Consider the following 15,925-nt stretch of genomic DNA (forward strand, 5'->3'; position numbering starts at 1 on the left):
AGGGCCGGCCTTGAGTTCCAGCATGATTGCTTCGCTCGAGTCGCTGCAGCAGCAGTTGGCCGCGGGCGACAACGCCGCGGTGGCGTCGCGGGCCGAGGCCGCCGCGGCGCGTCTCGATGGCGGTAATGCCGCCGATCGCTGGGCCCGGGCGCTGTTTCTGCAACTGGAAGCCAGCGCTCTGGCTCGCCAGGGGAAGAGCGCCGTCGCGGCGCAGCGCCTAGCCTCGGCACGCGCTATCGACGAGGTGCCGGCGCCACGGCGGCTGGCCTGGCTGCGCCAGGAGGCGCAGCTGCGTCTCGCCGCCGGGCAGCGCGAGCGCGGGGCTGATCTGCTCACGCGCTGGGTCGAGGCCAGCGGCGGCGACGCCGAGTCGCGCTGGTTGCTGGTGCAAACGCGCGCTGCCCTCGGCGAGTGGCAGGCGGCAGCAAACTCTCTTGATCGCCTGCGCGAATCGGGCAGCGCCTCCTGGGATGCCGAGCAGCGCCAGCTCGCCAGCACGGTCTATCAGCGCAGTGGGCGTTTCGATGACGCCCTGACACTGCTGGGTGACGATGCCGATTCGCCGCAGGTGTGGCGGCGCGCGGCCGGGCTGGCGCAGCGGGCAGGCGACCCCGGGCGCGCGGCGGCGATCTGGGAGAGCGGCTGGCGTCGCGGCGTGCTGACCCGGCCGCAGGATCTGGTGCAACTGGCCGAGCTGCATATCGCCGGTGGAACACCCGCTCGCGCGGGGGAGTATCTGGCGCGCTGGCTGGCGGACGGCGAGCTGCCACGTTCCGAGGCCAATCTACGCCTGCAGGCGCAGGCGTGGAGTGCCGCGCGCGAACATGACAAGGCCCTGGCGGCGTGGCGCGCACTGGCCAATCGGACCGGGAGCGAGGCGGACTGGCGCCAACTGGCCGAGGCCGCCTACGCCTGGGGCGAGTGGCAGGTGGTACTCGACGCCCTGGGTCATATCGTGCCCGCCGACGACGTTGACCGGAATAAAGTCGACCGAAACCAAGTCGACCGGAACGAAGCTGCGCAGAAGACTGGGAGTAGTGATGCGTCGGGGCAGGCTGCCCAGGGGCGCGACTGGCTGCTGATGGGCGTTGCCGCGGTCCAGCTGCAGCGCCCTGAACTGGCGCGCCGGGCGTTGAAGCGGGCGGCGGCGGCAGGGGAGAGCCAGGCCCAGGCTTGGCTGGTGTCGCTGGGCCAAGGCTAGGAACCCCTGCATAAATGCCTGCACGGACTCGGCGTCCCCAGCGCATGACTACGTTGCCCGGTACTCGAAGGCTCGCCTAACCCCATGTTATGTCTCGCGTGACGCGTTGCCTTCGGCAACTTGCCCTGACGGGCCGCCCTACGGGCGTTCTCTACGCGCTGCTTCGAGTCTGCGTTCCGTGCGCCTTGCCCTTCATCTCGTTCGGCGATTTATTCAACGCTTCCCTAGGCGCTCACTCGAGCGTGAAGTCGCTCCACACCGGGGCGTGATCCGAGGGTTTCTCCATGCCGCGCAGCGCGTAGTCGACGCCGGCGGCGCGGGTGGCTTCGGCCAGCGGGTCGGTGACCAGGATGTAATCGATACGCAGACCCCGTTTGGGCTCGCGATCGAACCCCTTGGAGCGGTAGTCGAACCAGCTGAACAGGTCGCTGCTGTCCGGGTGACACAAGCGGTAGCTATCCTTCAGCCCCCACGCCTTGAGCCGCTCGAGCCATTCGCGCTCTTCCGGCTGGAAGCTGGTCTTGCCTTCACGCAGCCAGCGCTTGCGGTTCTCCTCGCCGATACCGATGTCGATATCCTGAGGTGAAATATTGAAGTCGCCCATGATGGCCAGGCGCTCGGCGGGGTCGTGGCGCGCCTCGAGCAGGGCGCTGAGCCCGGCATAGAAGGCGCGCTTGTGCGGGAACTTGGTCGGGTGAGCGACGTTCTCGCCCTGCGGGAAGTAGCCGTTCCACACCGTCAACGGGCGGCCGTCGGGGCCCGTCAGCGTGGCACCGATCAGTCGCCGCTGGGCGTCCTCCGGGTCGTCGGGCAGGCCGTAGTGGACCTGTTCCGGGCGCGCCTTGGTCATCAGCGCGACCCCGTAGTGCCCTTTCTGGCCATGGATGTGGACGTGATAGCCGAGGGCCTCGACCGCTTCGCGCGGAAACTCGCTGTCCTGGACCTTGGTCTCCTGCAGTCCGATCACGTCCGGATCGTGGGCCTCGACCAGCGCCTCCAGCTGATGCAGGCGGGCGCGAATACCGTTGATGTTGAACGAGACCAGGCGCATCAGTCGGTATCCTTATCGCTGGTGTCGGATTTGTGCAGTGGCAGCGGCGCCACGCTCTGGCGCTTCAGCTTGCGCTCGGCCTGGGCCTTGCGCTGTTGATCCTTCTTGGACACGTAACGGCGCGAGGAGGTGACCTCGTCAGGGTTCTCATGTCGCCAACGACGATAGTCCTTGCGCTTACCGGTGCGGATGCTGACCTTGTCGGCCAGGGAGCGGGTCTTCTTTCTGCGAGTCATTCACGCGGCCTTTGCTAGCGGCGCCCGCGGCCTGAGTGCCGGGGCGTTGTCGTCTCATGCCACCCATTCTAACAGGCCCCAACGCGGCTGACAGGCCGGGCTCGCCGCCCGGCTGGCGACGTCACGCACCCAGGCTGGTACACTAGGGGCTTGCCCGCGCCGACGCCGGGCCTTGGCCTGCCGCCAGCGGCGGCACCAGGCGGTGGTGTCGGATCGAGCGCCAGCACTGCTTCGGCGGCTCTCCATACCCGCGCGGGCTTCACCGTCAATCGAATTCGGACATTCGTCATAACTATGAGTGAGTCGGACAACACCCAGGCACCGGCACAGAACCGCAGACCCAAGCGGCGTCGACGCAAGCCTCGTAAATCGCAGTCGCGCAACGCCAACGGCTGGTCGCTGGATCAGTTCCCGGTCGCGCCCGTGGCCGGCCGCTGGCGGTTCCACGATTTCGATCTGCCGCTGGCGCTGATGCGCGCCATCCACGCCGAGGGATTCGAGTACTGCACCCCGATCCAGGCCGAAGCGCTGATGCACACGCTGCTCGGCGGCGACGTGGTGGGCAAGGCGCAGACCGGTACCGGCAAGACGGCCGCGTTTCTGATTTCGATGCTCGCCTATTTCCTCGAGGAGGAGGCTCCGGACGGCCAGAAGCCGGGGACGCCGCGGGCACTGGTCGTCGCCCCCACCCGCGAGCTGGCGCTGCAGATCGAGAAGGACGCCAAGGCGCTGGCGCGCTTCACCACGCTCAACGTGGCGAGCGTGGTCGGCGGCATGGATTACCAGAAGCAGCGCGAGCAGTTGGGCAAGAACCTGGACATCCTGGTGGCCACGCCGGGCCGGCTGCTGGACTTCCAGCAGAAGCGCGACATCGATCTCTCCCAGGTCGAGGTGCTGGTGCTCGATGAAGCGGATCGCATGCTGTCGATGGGTTTCATCCCCGACGTCAAGCGCATCATCCGCTACACGCCCAAGCGTGAAGAGCGCCAGACCTTTTTGTTCTCGGCGACCTTTACCCCGGATATTCTCAACCTGTCCGAGCAGTGGACCCACAATCCGGCCCACGTCGAGATCGAGGTGACCACCGAGAACGCCGCCAACATCGATCAGCGCGTCTATCTGGTCAGCGACAGTGACAAGCGCCGGCTGCTGATCAACCTGCTCAAGCAGGAGTCGATGGAGCGCGTGATCGTCTTCGGCAACCGCCGCGATCTGGTGCGTGAGCTCGATGGACTGCTGCGCGAGGCGGGCATCAACGTAGCGATGCTCTCCGGCGACGTGCCGCAGAATCAGCGTATCAGCACGCTCGAGAAGTTCCGCGAGGGTGAGATCCAGGTGCTGGTGGCGACCGATGTCGCCGGGCGCGGCATTCATATCGAGGATGTCAGCCACGTGGTCAACTACACCCTGCCCGAGGACCCGGAAGACTACGTGCACCGTATCGGTCGTACCGGTCGCGCCGGCGCCAAGGGAGTCTCGATCAGCTTCGTCGGCGAGGAGGACGCGTTCTCGCTGCCCGAGATCGAGGCCTATATCAAGGATAAGCTGCCGTGCGAGCAGCCGCCGGAGTCGATGCTCGTCTGAGGAAACACTGAATAAATGCCTGCGCGAGCGAATCGCTTCGTTGCGTGGTACTCGAAAACTCGCCTAACTTCATGTTATGTCTCGTTTTCTGCGTTCCATGCGCCTTGCGCTTCATCTCGCTCGCCGATGTATTCAGCGCTTCCCTGAGCGACCCCGAACCGACCGCTCTCCCCCGTGAGCGGTCACCTTGCCTTCCCCACACAGGCCGGCCCGTCCGGAACCCGCATGCTCGACGAGACGCTCAAGCAGGAGATTCAGGACGCCTACCGACGTACGCTCGAGGGTCTTGAACTCACGCCGCGCTATGGCCAGCGGCTGATGATCGCAGAGATCGCGCGCACCCTGGCCGGGATCGAGCACGACGATCAGGGGCGGCGTACCTCTCAGGAGCACGTCTGCGTGCTCGAGGCGGGTACCGGTACCGGCAAGACGCTGGCCTATCTGCTGGCGGCGTTGCCGGTGGCCAAGGCGCGCGGCAAGCGGCTGGTGGTGGCGACCGCGACGGTGGCGCTGCAGGAGCAGGTGCTCAATCAGGATCTGCCACGGCTGCGCGAGCACAGCGGGCTCCATTTCGACTACGCCCTGGCCAAGGGGCGCGGGCGCTATCTGTGCGTCGCCAAGCTCGACCAGGCGCTGGAGGGCAGCGAGCCCAATCCCACGCTGTCGCTGTTCGAGCAGACCATCGCGACCGATGCCGGTGGCGACTTCCCGCAGCTGATCCAGGAGATGGCCGACACCTATGCCTCGGGCAAGTGGGAGGGCGACCGCGACAGCTGGCCGGTGGCGATCGATGACCGCGACTGGCGCCGCCTGACCGTCGACCATCGCCAGTGCACCAACCGTCGCTGCGGTCATTTTGGCGCCTGTGCCTACTTCCGCTCGCGGCGGAATCTGGAGCAGGCCGACATCGTGGTCGCCAACCACGATCTGGTGCTGGCGGATCTGGCCCTCGGTGGCGGCATGGTGCTGCCGCCGCCGAAGGAGTGCATTTACATCTTCGACGAGGGGCACCATCTTCCGGACAAGGCGCTGGATCACTTTCACCACCGCTTCGCCGTCAATGGCACCCTGCGCTGGCTGCGCACGCTGAAGAAGTCGCTCACCGAACTGAATACCGCGCTCGCCGCCCAGCCCACGCTGGCGCGTCTGCTGGCGGCCTTTCCCGAGCGCATCGCAGCGCTCGAGCCGAGTCTGGGTGAGGCCTACGCCATGGGTCATCAGATCGCCGGGCTCGAGCAGGGCGCAGGCGACGAGACCCGGCATCATCGCTTCGTCAACGGCCGTGCGCCGGCACCGCTGGTGGCGCTGGCGCAGCAGCTGGTGATTCCCTTCGCGGCGCTGGCACGCGACCTGGAGACGATGACCGAGATCCTGCGCGAGAGCCTGGATCCGGACAAGTCCACCGGACTCCCCCGCGAGCAGGCCGAACCCTGGCTGCCGCTCAGCGCGCTGCTCCACGGGCGCGCGCTGGATGCCCACGCGCTGTGGCAGGCCATGGCCAGCGAGGACCCGCCGGATCAGAAGCCCCAGGCGCGCTGGCTCACCTTCGAGCGCTTCGGCAGCGAGCCCGAGCTGACCTTCTCGGCCAGCCCGGTCTCCGCCGCCGAGACCCTGGCGCGCCACCTGTGGGGAGCCTGCTACGGGGCGGTGGTGACCTCGGCCACGCTGACCGCGCTCAATCGATTCGAACGTCTCCAGGAGCGTGCCGGTCTGGCCAATCGCTACCGCTATCAGCGCCTGCCGAGCCCGTTCGATTACTCCCGCGCCACTCTCAGCGTGCCGCGCGAGGCGGTGGAGCCCGGCGATCCGGTGGCCCACGACCGGGCCATCGTGCAGTTCATCGAGGGGCGCGAGGACGACGAGGCGATCCTGGTGCTGTTTTCGTCGCGCAAGCAGCTCAAGAGCGTCGCCGAGGCGCTCGGCGAGCCCTGGGCGTCGCGCCTGCTGTCCCAGGACCGCCTGCCAAAGCGCGAACTGCTCGAGCGCCATCGCAAGGCGGTGGACGCGGGGCAGGGCAGCCTGATCTTCGGGCTGGCGAGCTTCGCCGAGGGGATCGACCTGCCGGGGCGCTATCTCACTCATGTGGTGATCACGCGGCTGCCGTTCTCGGTACCGGACGATCCGGTAGGGGCGACGCTGGCGGAGTGGATCGAGAGCCAGGGGGGCAATCCGTTCATGCGCATCTCGGTGCCGGACGCCTCGATCAAGCTGGTCCAGGCCTGCGGTCGGCTGATTCGCAAGGAGAATGACAGCGGGCGTATCTCGCTGCTCGACCGCCGGGTGCTGACCCGACGTTACGGCAAGGCGCTGCTGGATGCGCTGCCGCCGTTCCGGCGCGAGATCGAGGGGGTGGTCAGGGAAACCTCCTGATCCGGCAGTTGCTGGCGCCAGTCTGCGCAGCGCCGTTCACTTTTCGTTGCCCTGAAGACCATTTTTCGAGGCTCTGGATTTCGGGGCTCTGGATTTCGAGGCTCTGGAACCCGCTTTCGATACCCTGAAACGCCGACGCCCGCTGTGATCAGCGGGCGTCGGCATGTCAGAACCGGGCTTTTCAGCTTTCGGGCGCGAGTCGCGCCTTGAGCGTCGGTGCGAGCTGCTCGGCCATCTGGGTCAGGCTGCGCTCGGTGGTGGGCCAGTCGATGCAGGCATCGGTGATCGACACGCCATACTCGAGCTGGCTGCGGTCGGCGGGAATCTTCTGCGCCCCCCAGCCGATGTTGGATTCGATCATCAGGCCGATGATCGAGCGATTGCCATCGAGGATCTGGTGAGTCACGTTCTCCATCACCAACGGCTGCAGTGCCGGGTCCTTGTTGGAGTTAGCGTGGGAGCAGTCGACCATCAGATTGGCCTTGAGACCGGCCTTGGCCAGCTCCTGCTCTGCCAGGGTGACGCTGACGCTGTCGTAGTTGGGTTTGCCGTTGCCGCCGCGCAGGACCACATGGCCGTAGGCGTTGCCGCGGGTACGGATCACCGCGACCTTGCCGGCCTGATCGATGCCCAGGAAGTTGTGCGGGCTGGCCACCGACTGCAGCGCGTTGACCGCCACGTCCAGACTGCCGTCGGTGCCGTTCTTGAAGCCGACCGGGCCGGAGAGCCCCGAGGCCATCTCGCGATGGGTCTGGGATTCGGTAGTGCGGGCGCCGATCGCCGACCAACTGATGCAGTCCTGCAGATACTGCGGCGAGATCGGGTCGAGTGCTTCCGTGGCCAGTGGCAGGCCGATCTCGGCCAGATCCACCAGCAGGCGGCGGGCGATGTGCAGCCCCTCTTCGATCTCGAACGAGTCGTTGAGATGGGGGTCGTTGATCAGGCCCTTCCAGCCCACCGTGGTGCGCGGCTTCTCGAAGTAGACGCGCATCACGATATAGAGGCTGTCGCTCACCGCATCGGCCAGCTTACGCAGGCGCCGGGCATAGTCGCGGGCGGCCTCGGGGTCGTGGATCGAGCAGGGGCCGATCACCACCAACAAGCGCGGGTCCTCGCGGTCGAGGATGCGCTGGATGGTCTGGCGGCCTTCGATGACCGTGCGCTCGGCGGCTTCGCTGAGCGGGATGTGCTGCTTGAGCACTTCGGGAGATATCAGAACGTCCTGCGCCAGGACGTTGAGATTGTTGACCTGCTGTTCCGACATGCTGGGCCCGTTGAAATCTGCGATGGTTCGCGCGTGGACGCGTGGGAGATGGCGCCGTCGAGCGACGCGCGTCTGCGTGTAGAGCGCGTACTATGGCGGCTTGGAAGGACAAAAATCAACTTTCCGCAGGCCGTAAAGGCGGACGACACGGCCGTCGACGACTTGATGGCGGGCGCCAAAACGGCAAGACTGGCAGGCTTTCACCGCGTGCCGCCTCCGGCTTTCTGTTAAATGCCGGGGTTCTGTTATAAGTTGCACGCCTGTCACTGAATCGCGAGTCCCACGGCTCCAGGTTGAATCATGAGCGTATTGTCACCGTCATATCTCGATCGTCACCCGCTGGTTCCCCGATGCGCCGCGCCCATGAACCGGTGGAGTGCCTGAATGGGTGCCAGAGAGACCGATCAGCAGCTGGTCGAGCGCGCCCAGAAGGGAGATACCCGGGCCTTCGATCTTCTGGTCAAGAAGTATCAGCACAAGATTCTGGGGCTCATCGGCCGCTACGTACAGGACCATGCCGAGGTCCAGGACGTGGCCCAGGAGGCCTTCATCAAGGCCTATCGGGCCCTCGGCAGCTTCCGAGCCGAAAGCGCCTTCTATACCTGGATGTACCGTATTGCCATCAACACTGCCAAGAACTACCTGGTCTCCCGCGGCCGGCGCCCGCCGGGCAGCGATCTCGACATCGCCGATGCCGAGGTGGTCGACCAGAGCGGGCGGCTCTCTGACATCGAGTCTCCCGAAGCGTCGATTGCCCGCGATCAGCTCGAGTCGGCGGTCTTCGCGGCGATCGACAATCTACCCGACGATCTGCGCACGGCGATCACCCTGCGCGAGTTCGACGGGCTCTCCTATGAGGATATCGCCACCATCATGGAGTGTCCGGTGGGTACCGTGCGCTCGCGTATCTTTCGCGCGCGGGAGGCGGTCGACAGGCATATCCAGCCGCTGCTGGAGCGGGGGGATTCCAGTGTCGCCAATGACGGCTGAGGCGTGTGCAGCGGGCGACGTATTCGATCTGCAAATAAACATGAATCGAAAATGAACTGTCGTGCGCCTGCGGCGTCATAGAGTGTGAAAGAGACACTGATGTCGTTGCCCGGCGACGCTGCCGGCGGCGATCACGGGCAAGGCACTGGCCGAGTGTGAGGGTGTGACTATGAAGCAGTTACGAGAGTCGTTTTCCGCGTTGATGGACGACGAGGGCGACGAGTTCGATCTCCGGCGCGTCTTCAAGCAGATGGAGACGGCTTCCGGCGAGGCGGACACCTGGCGGCGCTACCATCTGGCGCGCAGCATGATGCAGCGCGAACGCGAGGCGGTGGTGGATATCGATATCTCCGCTGACGTGATGGCGGCGATCGCCGATGAGCCGGCCCCTGGTGTGGCCGAGGCGCCGACGGCGTCTCGCCGTCACTCGTTCTCCTTCATGGGCGGTGCGGCGGTGGCCGCGGCGGTCTCGCTGATGGTGATCACTGGCGTGCAGGTCTACAACGGCTTCGGCGGTGATGCCGCCGTACCGGCCGACATCGCTTCCAGCGGTGAGTCGCTCACGCCGGCGGCTGGCGCGCAGCCCGCTTTCGCGCTTCCTTCCGGCGGCGGTGAAAGTGGCGTGATTCCGGCATCGATGCGCGCGCCGGCCTCCAGCGGCATGCCGATCTTCTCGATGGCAGGCGCCGGCACTGGCGGTGGCGAGCAGCGCGGGCTGATGACCATCGGTGATGACGTCATGCTGCCGCTGTTCAGCGCCAGCGGCGACGCCGGCCTGGATCAGGAGCAGGGCGCTTCGCTGCAGTCCTACCTGGCGCGACGCACCCTAGGTAACGGTGACCTGGGGTTGCTGCACGGCTCCGGCAACTACGCCAGCCAGCTTCACGCGATCGACGCCTCTGCCACGCGCTAAGGCGAGGCTTTCGGCGCCAACGGGGCGCGGCCGTCGCATGACGGCCGCGCCCCGCGCGTTTCCAAGTCGCGGGCGCGAGCCCTTACGTTGCCGGATATCTTCCCCTCCCAACGGCAACCGGCGCGCGCCGCGGCGGTAAAGAATCTTTACATCTCGTTGAACTCTTCGGCTTTTTCCGCATCAATGAAGAGGGTGGCGGCGGCATGAAGCCACCGGCGCCGTGTCCTGGGCGGGGTTCATTGTGACCGCGTTATCTCTCGCCGGGGCCGGCCATCGCAAACGTATGGCTCGCGACGAGTCTTCATGGTGTTAGGAGTGTTTAATGGAACGTATGACAAGATGGTTCGCTCCCTGGCTGGTGCTGATGATCGCGCTGCTCTCGACGCAGGCGGCTCGCGCCAGCGATCTGCCGGACTTCACCGCGCTGGTCAAGCAGGCGGCGCCGGGCGTGGTCAACATCTCCACGACCAGCACGGTCAGTGCCGCCGATGATCCCTTCGGGCAGCAGGATGTTCCCGATATCTTCCGCCGCTTCTTCGGCGACCAGATGCCACCGATGCCCGGCGCGCCGGGGGCAGAAGAGGAGCGCAAGTCGCTCGGTTCGGGCTTCATCATTCGCTCCGATGGCTACATTCTGACCAATGCCCACGTGGTCAAGAACGCCGACGAGATCATGGTACGCCTGAACGATCGGCGTGAACTGCCGGCCAAGCTGGTGGGCTCCGACCCGCGTACCGATGTGGCGCTGCTCAAGGTCGATGCCAAGGATCTGCCGACGCTCAAGATCGGCAACTCCGATGACCTTCAGGTCGGCGAGTGGGTGGCGGCGATCGGCTCGCCGTTCGGCTTCGACCACTCGGTCACCGCGGGCATCGTCAGTGCCATCAATCGTACCCTGCCCAGCGACACCTATGTGCCGTTCATCCAGACCGACGTCGCCATCAACCCGGGCAACTCCGGTGGCCCGCTATTCAATCTGGATGGCCAGGTGGTGGGTATCAACTCCCAGATCTATACCCGCAGTGGTGGCTTCATGGGGCTCTCCTTTGCCATTCCGATCAGCGTGGCGATGAACGTGGCCGATCAGCTGCGCACCGAAGGTCACGTCAGCCGCGGTTGGCTGGGCGTGGTCATCCAGCCGGTGTCCAAGGACCTGGCCGAGTCGTTCGGACTCGACGACACCAAGGGTGCGCTGGTCTCCGACGTCAGCGACGACAGCCCGGCCAAGAAAGCCGGTCTCAAGGCCGGCGACGTGATCTTGAGCGTCAACGGGGATGCCGTCGACGACTCCACCACGCTGCCGCGGATCATCGGCAAGTTCGCCCCGGGCGCGGAGATCAAGCTCAAGGTCCTGCGTGACGGCGACACCCGCAACATCGACGTCACCGTGGGCGACTGGCCCGAGTCGCTGAGCGCCGACGGCTCGTCCGGCGGTCAGTCGACCAACGACCAGACCAAGCTGGGTATCGCCATCAGCGATCTGAGCGCCCAGGAGAAGCAGCAGCTCGAGGTCGGCAGCGGTGTCCTGGTGCGTCGAGTCGATCCGCGCGGTGCGGCGGCCGCCGCCGGTATCCAGCCGGGCGACGTCATCGTCAGCTTCGATCAGAAGCCGGTGGATAGCGCGGATGCGCTGATCAAGGCGGTCAAGCAGGTCAAAGGTGATCGTGCGGTGCCGGTGCGCATCTCACGCGACGGCAACTCGCTGTTCGTCGCCCTGCGGCTCAAGGCTCACGACAGCAAAGAGTGACGCTCCAGCCGCGCATGTGCCCGACGAGCCCCGCCCCCGGCGGGGCTCGTCGCGTGTGGCGCGGCAACGGCGCACGCGGTCGCTGTCCTTGGCACAGCCATGTCGGTACAATGCCGCCATTTCGTCATCAACCGCGTAATGCGTAACCCTTCGGGGCGCGACCTTCTGCGCGTACAACGACTGGTAAGGACTCAATGGCAGACGCCGCAAGCAACGAACAGCTCAAGTACATCCGCAACTTCTCGATCATCGCCCACATCGACCACGGCAAGTCCACGCTGGCCGACCGCATCATCCAGGTGTGCGGCGGGTTGAGCGAGCGCGAATTGAAAGAGCAGGTGCTCGACTCGATGGATCTGGAGCGCGAGCGCGGCATCACCATCAAGGCGCAGTCGGTGACCCTCGACTATCAGGCCGAGGATGGTCATACCTACCAGCTCAACTTCATCGACACCCCGGGTCACGTCGACTTCTCCTACGAAGTGTCGCGTTCGCTCTATGCCTGCGAGGGTGCGCTGCTGGTGGTCGATGCCGCGCAGGGGGTCGAGGCGCAGTCGGTGGCCAACTGCTACACCGCGATCGAGCAGAACCTGGAGGTGCTGCCGGTCCTCAACAAGATGGACCTGCCCCAGGCCGATCCGGACAAGGTGGCCCACGAGATCGAGGAGATCATCGGTCTCGACGCCCACGATGCGGTGCAGGTGTCGGCCAAGAGCGGGCTCAACATCGACAAGCTGCTGGAGCGCCTGGTGCGCGACATCCCGCCGCCCAAGGGCGACCGCGAGGGCCAGCTGCAGGCGCTGATCATCGACTCCTGGTTCGACAACTACCAGGGCGTGGTGTCGCTGGTGCGGCTGTTCGATGGCACCCTCAAGAAGGGTGACAAGATCCACATGAAGTCGACCGGGCGCGATTGGGAAGTGACCGATATCGGCTTCTTCACCCCCAAGCAGCACTCCACTGGCATCCTGCGCGCCGGCGAGGTGGGCTTCGTGATCGCCGGTATCAAGGATATCCACGGCGCGCCGGTGGGTGACACCATCACCCACGCCAAGACCAAGGACGTACCGCGGCTGCCCGGTTTCCAGAAGGTCAAGCCGCAGGTCTACGCCGGCATGTTCCCGGTCAGCTCCGATGACTACGAGGACTTCCGCGACGCCCTCGAGAAGCTCGCGCTCAACGACGCCTCGCTCGACTACGTGCCCGAGAACTCGGATGCGCTGGGCTTCGGCTTCCGCGTCGGTTTCCTCGGTACGCTGCACATGGAGATCATCCAGGAGCGGCTGGAGCGCGAGTACGACCTCGACCTGCTGACCACGGCACCGACGGTCATCTACGAGTTGCTGATGGACGACGGCGAGCTGGTCTACATCTCCAATCCTTCGAAGCTGCCCGACCTGGGTAACGTCGACGAGATGCGCGAGCCGATCGTGCGCGCCAATATCCTGGTGCCGCAGGAGTTCGTCGGCAACGTCATCAGCGAGTGCGTCAATCGGCGCGGCGTGCAGCTCGACATGCAGGTACTGGGCAACCAGATGCAGCTGGTCTACGAGCTGCCGATGGCGGAAGTGGTAATGGACTTCTTCGACCGTCTCAAGTCGATCTCCAAGGGCTACGCCTCGCTCGACTACAGCTTCGAGCGCTTCGAGGCGGCCAAGCTGGTGCGTCTGGACATCCTCATCAACGGCGACCGCGTCGATGCCCTGGCGCTGATCATCCATCGTGACCACGCCCATGCTCGTGGGCGCGTGCTGGTCGAGAAGATGAAAGAGCTGATCCCGCGGCAGATGTTCGACGTCGCGGTGCAGGCGGCGATCGGCGGGCACGTGGTGGCGCGCTCCACGGTCAAGGCGCTGCGCAAGAACGTCACCGCCAAGTGCTACGGTGGCGATGTCACGCGCAAGAAGAAACTGCTGGAGAAGCAGAAAGCCGGCAAGAAACGCATGAAGCAGGTGGGGCGTGTGGAGATCCCCCAGGATGCGTTCCTCGCCGTTCTCAAAGTGAATGAGTAGGAAACGGTCTCATGGATTTTTCGTTGTTACTGGTGGTGGCGGTCGCCATCACGGGGCTGGTGTGGTTACTCGATAGTCTTTTCTGGCGCCGTGCCCGTCGTCAGCGTCAGCGCGCCGCCGCCGAAGAGAAGGGCAGTAGCGAGGCGGTGACCTACAAGGATCCGTGGCCGATCGACTACGCGCGCTCGTTCTTCCCGGTGCTTTTGATCGTGCTGGTGCTGCGCAGCTTCGTCGTCGAGCCGTTCCAGATCCCCTCGGGTTCGATGCGCCCGACCCTCAAGGTCGGTGACTTCATCCTGGTCAACAAGTTCGCCTACGGTCTGCGCCTGCCGGTGATCAACACCGAGATCGCCGATCTCGGCGAACCCCAACGCGGCGACGTCATGGTGTTCCGCTTCCCGGAAGACCCCTCGGTCAACTTCATCAAGCGGGTGATCGGGCTGCCGGGCGATCACATTCGCTACGAGAACAAGCAGCTCTACGTCAACGGCAAGCCGGTACCCAAGACCCTGGTCGACGCCGACCCGGCGCAGGCCCCCGGCGAAGAGCTGCTGCGCGAGCAACTGGGGCAGGTCGAGCACGACATCTACAACAACCCGAGCATGCCGGGGCCGCAGATGCGCGAGATCGTGGTGCCCGACCATGAGTACTTCATGATGGGCGACAACCGCGACCACTCCAACGACAGCCGCTACTGGGGCTTCGTGCCGGAGGCCAATATCGTGGGCAAGGCGTTCGCAGTGTGGATGCACTGGGACGGCGGTCTGCCTAGCTTCAGCACGGTGCGCCAGATACACTGAATCGCATAGCGCGAACCGCCCGCGGTGGCTTTTAGAGTTCACTGCAGTCGCGGTATCGCCACGGCGGGTCGACCAACGACCCGACCACGATGCACTCGTAAAGCGGGCGACGGGGCTACCCGCGCCCGCTTTGCGTCGGACAATGAAAATGGGAATGACGTGAGTGATCCTCTGCAAGGCTTCCGGCGACGTATCGGTCACGAGTTTCGTGACCCGTCGCTGCTGGAGCTGGCTCTGACGCACCGCAGTGTCGGCGGTGCCAACAACGAACGGCTCGAGTTCCTGGGTGACTCGATCGTCAATTTCGTGATCGGCGAGGCGCTGTTCAAGCGCTTCCCGGCGGCGCGCGAAGGGCAGCTCTCGCGCCTGCGCGCCGGACTGGTCAAGGGCCAGACACTGGCCGAAGTGGCGCGCGAGTTCGATCTCGGCGCCTGCCTGCGGCTCGGTTCCGGGGAGATGAAGAGTGGCGGCCACCGGCGCGACTCGATCCTTGCGGACGCGCTCGAGGCGGTGATCGGTGCGATCTATCTCGACGCCGGCATGGATGTGGCACGCAGCCGCGTGCTGGCGTGGTTCGGCACTCGGCTCGAGGCGATCGATCTGCACAACACCCAGAAGGACCCCAAGACCCGGCTGCAGGAGTTTCTGCAGTCGCGCCAGCAGGCGCTGCCCCGCTACGAGGTGACCTCGGTGGAGGGCGAAGCGCATGCCCAGACCTTCAGCGTCGAGTGCCATATCGCCATGCTCGGCGAATCGCCGACCCTGGGTGAAGGCACCAGCCGGCGTCTCGCCGAGCAGCAGGCGGCGGAGCTCGCGCTGGCCAAACTCGAACCTACCAAGAGCAAGCGCGGATGACTGAGACCTGCGGCTTCGTGGCCATCGTCGGGCGCCCCAACGTGGGCAAGTCGACCCTGATGAACCGGATTCTGGGACAGAAGGTCTCGATCACCTCACGGCGGCCGCAGACCACGCGGCACCAGATCATGGGGATCAAGACCGTCGACACGGCGCAGTTCATCTACGTCGACACCCCCGGCATGCACCTTCAGACCCGGGATCGCAACAAGGCGATCAACCGCTTCATGAACCAGGCGGCGTCGCAGGCGCTGCGCGACGTCGACTGCGTGGTGTTCCTGGTCGACCGCACGCGCTGGACCGACGAGGACCAGGTGGTGCTCGACAAGCTGGTCCACGTCGAGGCGCCGGTGATCCTGGCGGTCAACAAGGTCGACTGGCTCGAGGACAAGGCCTCGCTGCTGCCGTGGCTGGAGTCGCTCGCGGCGCGCCGCGACTTCGCCGCGATCCTGCCGCTGTCGGCCAAGCATGGCACCAACGTGCCGGAGCTTGAGGCCGAGGTGGCCAAGCGCCTGCCGGAAGGCATGCACTACTTCCCCGATGACCAGATCACCGACAAGAGCCAGCGCTTCCTGGCCGCCGAGCTGGTGCGTGAGAAGGTCATGCGCCAGCTCGGCGACGAGTTGCCCTACCAGATGACGGTGGAGATCGAGGAGTTTCGCGACGAAGGCCGGGTGGTGCATATCAGCGCCTTGATCCTGGTCGAGCGTCAGGGCCAGAAGAAAATCCTGATCGGCGACAAGGGCGAGCGGATCAAGAAGATCGGCACCGAGGCGCGCCAGGAGATGGAGCGCGCTTTCGATGCCAAGGTCATGCTCAACCTGTGGGTCAAGGTCAAGCGCGGCTGGTCGGACGACGACCGCGCGCTGAAGAGTCTCGGCTACGACCTCGACTAGGGTAGG

13 protein-coding genes are annotated in these 15,925 nt (G+C 65.5%); 10 read left to right on the forward strand and 3 right to left on the reverse strand.

Features of this window, described 5'->3' with window-relative positions; genetic code table 11:
- Positions 1-22 precede the first annotated feature (22 nt).
- On the forward strand, positions 23-1,201 hold the full coding sequence (locus J0A90_RS00520) for a lipopolysaccharide assembly protein LapB (protein ID WP_207037272.1): 1,179 nt from the start codon (positions 23-25) through the stop codon (positions 1,199-1,201).
- A gap of 232 nt (positions 1,202-1,433) precedes the next feature.
- Here the strand turns inward: J0A90_RS00520 and xthA are convergent, their stop codons facing one another.
- Together xthA and J0A90_RS00530 are read right to left on the reverse strand one after the other, a co-directional pair.
- Entirely contained in the window at positions 1,434-2,252 is an 819-nt protein-coding gene (xthA, locus tag J0A90_RS00525; RefSeq protein ID WP_207037271.1) for an exodeoxyribonuclease III, read from the reverse strand.
- Positions 2,252-2,488, reverse strand: coding sequence for a hypothetical protein (locus tag J0A90_RS00530; protein WP_207037270.1), 237 nt, complete (start codon positions 2,486-2,488; stop codon positions 2,252-2,254). Before J0A90_RS00530 ends, xthA begins: the two co-directional genes overlap by 1 nt.
- A gap of 294 nt (positions 2,489-2,782) precedes the next feature.
- On the opposite strand from J0A90_RS00530, the gene J0A90_RS00535 reads away from it, so the two are divergent.
- Complete coding sequence (locus J0A90_RS00535) at positions 2,783-4,072, forward strand: DEAD/DEAH box helicase (RefSeq protein ID WP_233076378.1); 1,290 nt, start codon at positions 2,783-2,785, stop codon at positions 4,070-4,072.
- Between the two features lie 225 nt (positions 4,073-4,297).
- A complete protein-coding gene (gene dinG / locus J0A90_RS00540) occupies positions 4,298-6,442 on the forward strand; it encodes an ATP-dependent DNA helicase DinG (RefSeq protein WP_207037268.1) in 2,145 nt (714 codons plus the stop codon).
- Positions 6,443-6,623: 181 nt separating this feature from the next.
- Here dinG and J0A90_RS00545 read toward each other — a convergent pair whose 3' ends face one another.
- The gene (locus J0A90_RS00545) at positions 6,624-7,706 is read right to left on the reverse strand and encodes a 3-deoxy-7-phosphoheptulonate synthase (protein WP_207037267.1); all 1,083 of its coding nucleotides are present in this window, start codon (positions 7,704-7,706) and stop codon (positions 6,624-6,626) included.
- Between the two features lie 384 nt (positions 7,707-8,090).
- Here J0A90_RS00545 and rpoE point away from each other — a divergent pair, with 384 nt between their 5' ends.
- The 7 genes from rpoE to era all read left to right on the forward strand — a co-directional run bounded on the left by rpoE (position 8,091) and on the right by era (position 15,919).
- Entirely contained in the window at positions 8,091-8,696 is a 606-nt protein-coding gene (gene rpoE, locus J0A90_RS00550) for an RNA polymerase sigma factor RpoE (protein ID WP_207037266.1), read from the forward strand.
- 169 nt (positions 8,697-8,865) lie between these two features.
- Positions 8,866-9,609, forward strand: coding sequence for a sigma-E factor negative regulatory protein (locus J0A90_RS00555; RefSeq protein WP_207037265.1), 744 nt, complete (start codon positions 8,866-8,868; stop codon positions 9,607-9,609).
- Between the two features lie 322 nt (positions 9,610-9,931).
- The gene (locus tag J0A90_RS00560) at positions 9,932-11,356 is read left to right on the forward strand and encodes a DegQ family serine endoprotease (RefSeq protein WP_207037264.1); all 1,425 of its coding nucleotides are present in this window, start codon (positions 9,932-9,934) and stop codon (positions 11,354-11,356) included.
- A gap of 194 nt (positions 11,357-11,550) precedes the next feature.
- On the forward strand, positions 11,551-13,368 hold the full coding sequence (gene lepA / locus J0A90_RS00565) for a translation elongation factor 4 (RefSeq protein ID WP_207037263.1): 1,818 nt from the start codon (positions 11,551-11,553) through the stop codon (positions 13,366-13,368).
- A gap of 11 nt (positions 13,369-13,379) precedes the next feature.
- A complete protein-coding gene (gene lepB, locus J0A90_RS00570; RefSeq protein ID WP_207037262.1) occupies positions 13,380-14,168 on the forward strand; it encodes a signal peptidase I in 789 nt (262 codons plus the stop codon).
- Between the two features lie 159 nt (positions 14,169-14,327).
- Complete coding sequence (gene rnc / locus J0A90_RS00575; RefSeq protein ID WP_207037261.1) at positions 14,328-15,023, forward strand: ribonuclease III; 696 nt, start codon at positions 14,328-14,330, stop codon at positions 15,021-15,023.
- Entirely contained in the window at positions 15,020-15,919 is a 900-nt protein-coding gene (gene era / locus J0A90_RS00580; protein WP_035470005.1) for a GTPase Era, read from the forward strand. The genes rnc and era overlap by 4 nt, the downstream gene beginning before the upstream one ends.
- Positions 15,920-15,925 lie beyond the last annotated feature (6 nt).

Source organism: Salinicola sp. DM10 (assembly GCF_017306975.2).
Classification (GTDB): Bacteria; Pseudomonadota; Gammaproteobacteria; order Pseudomonadales; family Halomonadaceae; genus Salinicola.